This window comes from Roseiarcus sp., from assembly GCF_052145395.1.
Lineage (GTDB): Bacteria > Pseudomonadota > Alphaproteobacteria > Rhizobiales > Beijerinckiaceae > Roseiarcus.
In genome coordinates, this window is the sequence record NZ_JBKQOT010000277.1 from 1 (window position 1) to 7143 (window position 7143).

General features: G+C 65.9%; 5 protein-coding genes and 2 pseudogenes. 3 read left to right on the forward strand and 4 right to left on the reverse strand.

The annotated features are described in order from the left end of the window. Window positions 1-1850 precede the first annotated feature (1850 nt). The 4 genes and pseudogenes from ACLP25_RS09300 to ACLP25_RS09315 all read right to left on the reverse strand — a co-directional run bounded on the left by ACLP25_RS09300 (window position 1851) and on the right by ACLP25_RS09315 (window position 3815). On the reverse strand, window positions 1851-2321 hold the full coding sequence (locus tag ACLP25_RS09300; protein ID WP_442468923.1) for a cysteine hydrolase family protein: 471 nt from the start codon (window positions 2319-2321) through the stop codon (window positions 1851-1853). Continuing rightward, window positions 2318-2560 carry a CorA family divalent cation transporter gene (locus tag ACLP25_RS09305; RefSeq protein WP_442468924.1) on the reverse strand — a complete coding sequence of 81 codons (243 nt, stop codon included), beginning with the start codon at window positions 2558-2560 and terminating at the stop codon, window positions 2318-2320. The genes ACLP25_RS09300 and ACLP25_RS09305 overlap by 4 nt, the downstream gene beginning before the upstream one ends. A 262-nt stretch (window positions 2561-2822) precedes the next feature. Beyond that, window positions 2823-3323 (reverse strand): annotated as a pseudogene (locus ACLP25_RS09310) (CorA family divalent cation transporter); the annotation flags it as partial. A gap of 300 nt (window positions 3324-3623) precedes the next feature. Continuing rightward, entirely contained in the window at window positions 3624-3815 is a 192-nt protein-coding gene (locus ACLP25_RS09315; protein WP_442468920.1) for a 3-keto-5-aminohexanoate cleavage protein, read from the reverse strand. 92 nt (window positions 3816-3907) lie between these two features. Here ACLP25_RS09315 and ACLP25_RS09320 point away from each other — a divergent pair. From ACLP25_RS09320 to ACLP25_RS09330, 3 genes and pseudogenes are all read left to right on the forward strand, one after another. Continuing rightward, a pseudogene (locus tag ACLP25_RS09320) lies at window positions 3908-4717 on the forward strand (aminotransferase class III-fold pyridoxal phosphate-dependent enzyme); the annotation flags it as partial. 136 nt (window positions 4718-4853) lie between these two features. Next, the gene (locus tag ACLP25_RS09325; protein WP_442468921.1) at window positions 4854-5543 is read left to right on the forward strand and encodes a LolA family protein; all 690 of its coding nucleotides are present in this window, start codon (window positions 4854-4856) and stop codon (window positions 5541-5543) included. 152 nt (window positions 5544-5695) lie between these two features. Then, a partial coding sequence (locus ACLP25_RS09330) for a PAS domain S-box protein (RefSeq protein ID WP_442468922.1) occupies window positions 5696-7143 on the forward strand: 1448 nt, incomplete at its 3' end.

Here is a 7143-nt window from a genome sequence, read left to right on the forward strand (position 1 = left end):
AATGCAGAACATGCAATCAAGTCGTTCGCCGATTTGCGTGCCGTGATCGAGGGGCCAACAACTGAACGGGGCATACGCGATTAACTAATATTATTAAGCATTTACCACACTTGCGTATACAGGGGAATAGATTTCCTTGGATTCCTCCGGTCCGGAGAGATGAAGATTGACGGATACGCTGGCGAGCGGGACCGCTAATTTGAGGACGCGGTGTGAAAGTTGAAGAAGGAATGGCGATTACCTGGATGGGCTTCCGCCGAGCGCAGCCTTGTTCTCGACCTCAATCGTCACCGCCTTGATAGGCAGGTCTGCTTCTTGCCCTTCGCGATGGCCTGCCAGCGCCTCTCGACTGACGCCCGCTTAGGGCGGACTGCGCGCCTTCCCCGGCGACCCCTGTAGGTCTGCTTCCTCGCTCAATTGAGGCGTCCACGGTCGCGGTCTGCTACGTCCGCAATACGTCGATTCAAGACGTCGTGTGCGCCATCGGGGCCGATCCTGGGCGTCGAGATCCAAGCATCGGGTCTTGATGGATAGGACCCGCGAGCGGCGGCTCAACAAATCATTGCGGAAAATTAGAATATGCTATACCTTCGCGAATGATCGAAGTCAGGGGTCCGCTTCTGCCGTGCTCTCATGCGACGACCCTCCAAGGCGCGATCGACCGCTATTTGAAAAGTGATAACGCGCGACGGCCCTCAGGGCCGCTTCCTTGTCGTGTGAGCCTGTCGACGGACGTTTGAGCGCGCGCGTACGGTCCCGCCCCCTGGATCATCCTGCGACAAGCTCAGGACTCTGTCCTGTCATCCCCGCGAAAGCGGGGATCCAGAGCCACAGCGCGAGCCCCCGTGTCCCATGCGCAAGATCGCCGCGTTCACCGTCGTGTCGCCGTGGATACCCGCGTTCGCGGGCATGACAGCGTTGGGAGTTCGGGCCGCCCGGAAAATCCGGTGCAACACTTTGAAAAAGCTCGAAACCGGCTCGGGAATGGCAAGGCGGACCCTGTCCTGTCATTCCCGCGAAAAGCGGGAATCCCGAGCCGCGGACCCTCGTTTCTTATGCGCAAGATTGCCGCGTCCACCGCCCTGCCGCCCTGGATGCCCGCATTCACGGGCATGACAGCGTTGGCCGTTGCGGGCGCCCGGAAAATCCGGCGCAACGCCTTGAAAAGGCTCAAAACCGGCTCGGGAATTGCGGCGCATCCGATCGAGCGCCCGCCCGAACCGTTACGCCCGCTCATGCCTCCCGACCAGGCGGTCGTCGCGAGGCGCGATGGCGGCGACGGCGCGATCCAGGAGCCGCAAGCGCCTGACGCCCCCTGGATCGCCACCTCCCGTACGCCATCTGGGGTTCGCTCGCGATGACGGACAATGCGGCGCTTGGGCGTTGCGTGCGCCCGAAGGGCGGTCGAACGCTGTCTGACGCGTGGAGCGCCTTGAGCGGGCGCAACCGGTTGAAAACGCTCAATTCGGCAATGGGTAAGGCCTTGCAGGGAGTTGGCATGGATTTGGGGTCGGCGCCCCTTGGCTTGGGATGCGCGACCTCAGCGCTTGGGGTCCTGTCATGGGCCGTGATCGTCGCAACTGGCGTCCCCGCCAGCGGGACACGTGTTGGTGCGCGCGATCCGTAGCCCGTCGAAAGACGGGCGTCCTGGCGGACGCCCTATGGACCGCGCCGCGGCCGGCTCACCGACCCGGCCCTAACAGCGCCGCGCTTCATGGTCGACGGCCTCGCTGTTGTCGGCTGCCCGGAAAACCGACGGCAACACCTTGAAAAGATGGAATCCGCGCCCGGAATCGCCATCCATCGATGGCTGGCGAACGCCCGACAGACGGGCGAGCGTCCGCTCCGCCTCAGGCCGCCTCGTAGCCGCGCGAAGAGTCCGCGGCCGCCGCCTCGCCTTTCAGGCTCGACAGGAACTCGCCGTGCGCCATCGGCTTCGAGAACATCGGATAGTTCTTCTCGACCGCGGCGCGCTGCTCCTCTTCGCTGAGCGCGGCGGTGCAGTCCTTCAGCGTCACGACCTCGTAGCCCCTCTCGTAGGCGGTGCGCATGGTCGATTCGACGCAGCCGTTGGTCAAGAAGCCGCCGAGCGCGACGGTCTTGACCCCTTTGCTTCTCAGGATGAAATCGAGGTTGGTCGAGGCGAAGCCGCACAGTGCGCGCTTGCCCTCGATGACGATGTCGCCCGGCGCGGGCGTCAGAACGTCGACGATCTCGGCGCCCGAGGTCCCCTTGCGGAACGACTTCGAGTCCACCACGCCCTTGAGAATCCCGTACGCGGCGTCAGCTCGCGATAGTCGTCGGCGAAGGTAGCGCCTCACAGCCACTTCTTCCAGCGGAAGAACACGTAGGGCAGCACCGCGGCGCAGACCATGAGGACGATCGCCAGCGGATAGCCGAAATGCCACTCGAGCTCCGGCATCTCCTTGAAGTTCATGCCGTAGATCGACGCGATCACCGTCGGCGGCATGAAGATGACCGCGAGCACCGAGAACAGCTTGATGATGTCGTTCTGGGCGAGGTTGATGAGGCCGAGCGTCGCGTCGAGAAGAAACTGCACCTTTTGCGCCTTGAAGCTCGCGTCCTCTTCGAGAGACTGGAGGTCGCGGAGCGGTCTTCGTGGCCTCGCGCACGGGTTTGGGCGCCTTCTCGACGCCCCCCTCCCCCAACAGGAAGAGCAGAAGGCGCTCGATCGAAACCATGCTCTCTCGCAGGTTCGAAATCTTCTCGTCCTCGCGTCCGAGCGCCGATAGCGTATCGGAATAGATCTTGTTGCGTCCGCTTTGGTCACCCTTGGCGCGAAAGACGGCGCTGGCGATCTTGTCGAGGCTTTCGCCTGCTTTGCTCAGCGCTCTGGCGGACCGGTTGAGGGCGGTGTTGACGAGGCCGACGGCGATCCAATCGGGGTAGAGCGCCTGGCCCGCCGCGGCTTTGCAGAGCTTTTGCGAGAACAGGTCGAACGACTCGACCGGATCGTAGCGCACGGTGACCAGCGCGGTCGGCGCGACGACGAACGTGACGCCATTGATGTCGGGCGTTTCCTCAGGTTCGCTGATGAAGAAGGCGTGCAGGTAGCGGACGCCGTTCTCCGAATAGTGAGCCTCCGGGGGTTCCGTGTAATCGGGATCAGCCTTGGTCGGCACGGGCACGCCAACGAAGTTCTGGACTTTCTGGTCCTCCTCGACCGTCGGCCGGACGAGATCGATCCAAACCGCGCCCTGCGGGATCGGCTCGGCCGGCCCGAGTTGCCGGCACAGGACCGACGTGACGCCGGCTGCGTCCTCCGCGGCGGCCGGCTTGGCGATGGCGTGGACGACAATCACGGGGAACTCCTCGTAGAGCGCTCAGCGCCGCTCGCGCGGCGACGGCGCCGTCGTAGCATCAATTCGGCCACGGGCGCCGAGGATGTGTCCATTCGACAATTTGGTGACAGCATCGCGACGCTGCGATGGGGACAGGGGGCCGCGGCATCACGCCGGGCTGGCTCGCGCATAAGCCTCACACGGCGACCGGAGTCTTGAAAAACCGCGGGGAGGCGGTCTTTATTGTTTGGCCGCGCCGATGCGAGAGGTTTCGGCGCAGCGTCCTATGCACTGGACTGGCGCTCGCCGGTTGGCCTCCCCTCAACACATCAGCGCGGAGGCCTCCGCACGCAAGGCGTCCGCGCTCTCGGCCTCAAGCCCGAGGTCGGCGGGCGCGCGGGCGACGGCCGCGACAAGCTCGGCGTTGGTTGCGGCGCGCTCGCCGTCCGGCAGCCAGAAATTGTTCTCGAAGCCGACGCGCGCGTGACCGCCGAGCAGGGCGCCCGCGGTCACTCAAGCCGCCTCCCGGCAGCCGAAGGCGCAGACGCTCCATTGCGCGAAGCGCGGCGCGTCGGGGGCGAGGAACGGCAGCAGGTCGGGAAGACGAGAGTGACGAGGATTACGCCGCGCGCGCCGCGCAGGCTTTGGAGGACAAGCTCATCGCGCTTGGACCCGAAACCGTCATCGCCTTCATCGCCGAGACCGTAGTCGGAGCGACGCTCGGCGCTGTCCCGCCGGTTGCCGACTACTTTCGACGCGTCCGCGCGATCTGCGACCGCTACGGCGTGCTGCTCATCCTCGACGAGGTCATGTGCGGCATGGGGCGCACCGGAACGCTTCACGCCTGCGCGCAGGAAGGGGTCGCGCCCGACCTGATGACCATCGCCAAGGGTCTCGGCGGCGGATATCAGCCGATCGGCGCCGTGCTGCTGACGCAGCCCATCTTCGACGCCTTCGCGGGCGGCTCGGGCGCGTTCGAGCACGGTCATACCTACATGGGCCACCCAATGGCCGCGGCGGCGGCTCTGGCGGTGCAGGAGGTTGTGGCGCGCGACAACCTGCTCGCGAACGTCGTCGCAATGGGCGACCTGCTCCATCGGCGCCTCACCGATCGCTTCGGGCAGAACCCGCATGTGGGCGACATTCGCGGCCGCGGGCTGTTCCGCGCCCTCGAGTTCGTCGCCGACCGCGCAACCAAGGCGCCGTGCGACCCGGGACTGAAGCTGAACGCCCAGATCAAGCGCGAGGCGATGGCGCGCGGATTGATGGTCTATCCGATGGGCGGGACGATCGACGGCGTGCGGGGCGACCATGTCCTCCTCGCCCCGCCCTTCATCGTGGAAGAGGGGCATGTCGAGACGATCGTCGAGCGCCTCGGCGCGGCAGTCGACGCGGCGCTTGCTTTCGTGAAATGACCGACGCGCCGCCGTCCCGGCGTCACATTCAGGCCACAGCGCCTCGCCACAGGCTTCCCAGCCGCGCCCGTGCGATGAGGCGCTGCCTTGGGGCCGGTTCGGCCGCGACGGGACGGGACCCGAAAGGACAGAGCGAATGGGGAAACGATTGCGGTGGATAGCGCTCGGCTTGACGGCTCTCATCTCCGCGGGCGCGGCCGCTCAGGACGCGCCTTTCGCCCCGCAGAAGCCGGCCAAGCTCGCCAAGGCCCCGAAGAGCGGTCCGGTCGCCAACCTGTCGGCCGCCGAGGCGGTGGCGCGCGCCAACGCCTGGCTGGACGCGGCGCGAGTGCTGAACGCCGACTTCGTCCAGATCGGCCCCAACGGCAAGCGTTCGGAGGGACAGCTAACGGTCGAGCGTCCGGGCAAAATGTCGTTCAAATACGCCGATCCGGCGCGGTTCGAGATCGTCGCCGACGGGCGCAGCGTCGCCGTCATCGATCACAAGCTCAACACCCAGGACGAGTATTTCATCGCCCAGACGCCGCTGAAATTCCTGCTCAGCGACCATATCGACCTTGCCCGCGACACGCAGGTGCTCAGCGTCGCGCAGGACGAGAAGGCGGTGACGATCGAGGTCGAGGACAAGGCGACGCTCGGCGGAACCGCGCATCTCGAGCTCATCTTCGATCCCGCCACCTTCGCGCTGAAACAATGGACGGTGATCGACGCCCAGGGCTACCAAACGGTCGTGACGCTGTTCAACCTCGATCTGACGACGAGACCCGACCCGGACCTGTTCCACATCGACGAGAGCCTGCAGACGCATATGCTGCGGGGACGTTGAGCGCCAGCCGCCGACGCGGCAAGGCGTGACAAGCGCGCGCGACCGTGATTTCATGCCACGAGGGCGAAACGTCGGGGGCGAACGTGGCCATTAAGCGCACGTGAAATGCGAGCATTGAAGTTGAGGACGATTCCCTGCCGAGGGCGGCGGCCATGAGCGCCGAGTTCACCTCTCTCGCCGACGTTCTCGACGCCGCGGTTGTGATCATCCACGATGTCGATGGCAGGATCCTGCACTGGACATCGGGCTGCGAGCGCCTTTACGGCTATACGCGTCCGAACGCGGTCGGGCAGCGGGTCCACGACTTGCTCGACACGCGCTATCCGGTCCCGCGCGCCGAAATCGTGGCCACGCTCGCCGAGCGTGGCGCCTGGCAAGGCGAGATCGACCATCGCGCCAGGGACGGATCGAGGCTCTCGATCCACAGCCTGTGGATGACGCGGCGATCCGCGGACGGCGTCACGACCGCGGTGCTGCAGAACAACCACGACATCACGCGGATCAAGCGGGCCCAGGCGGATCTGGCCGAGCGCGAGGCGCATCTCACGTCGATCCTCGCGACCGTTCCCGAGGCGATGATCGTCATCGACGAGCAGGGCCGTATCGCATCCTTCAGCGCCGGGGCCTCGGCGCTGTTCGGCTACTGCGCCCAAGAGGTGATCGGCCGCAACATCAAGTTTCTCATGCCCGAGCCCTATCGGGCGGAGCATGACGCCTACATTTCCAATTACCTCCGCACCGGCGAGGCCAGGATCATCGGCTACGGACGCTTGGTCCAGGCGGTCACCAAGGACGGGACGATCCTGCCGGTCGAGCTCTCGGTCGGCGAGGCGCGCGCCAACGGAAGGCGCATCTTCACCGGCTTCGTCCGCGACCTTTCCAGCCGGCAGAAGATGGAGCAGGAACTGCGCCAGTCGCAGAAGATGGAGGCGGTCGGCCAGCTCACCGGCGGGGTCGCGCACGACTTCAACAACATCCTGACCGCGATCATCGGCAATCTCGAGCTGCTCACGCCGATGCTCTCCGATCCCGGTCAGCAGGAGCTTGCCCACGAGGCCCATGGCGCGGCTCAGGACGGCGCCAAGCTCGCGGCCCAGCTGCTCGCCTTCGCCCGGCGCCAGCCGCTCAACCCGAAGCCGACCGACGTCGGCCGCCACGTCGGCGGCTATTCCGAGTTGCTGCGCCGGACTCTGGGCGAGGCGATCGAGCTCCGCATCACCGTCCCCGCGGAAACCCACCTGTCCATCGTCGACGGCGCGCAGCTGCAGAACGCCGTTCTCAACCTCGCCATCAACGCCCGGGACGCGATGCCTCGCGGCGGGCAGCTGGCGATCGACATCTCCCAGGTCCGCCTCGACGCCGACTACGCCCAGATGTACCCGGAGGTGCGCACCGGGCGGTACGTCCTGCTCACGGTCACCGACACGGGAATGGGCATGCCGGAGGAGGTTCGGCGGAAGGCGTTCGAGCCGTTCTTCACCACCAAGCCCGTCGGCGCCGGCACCGGCCTCGGACTCAGCATGGTCTATGGCTTCGTCAAGCAATCCGGCGGGCACATCCAGCTCTACAGCGAGCCGGGACGCGGGACGAGCGTGCGCAT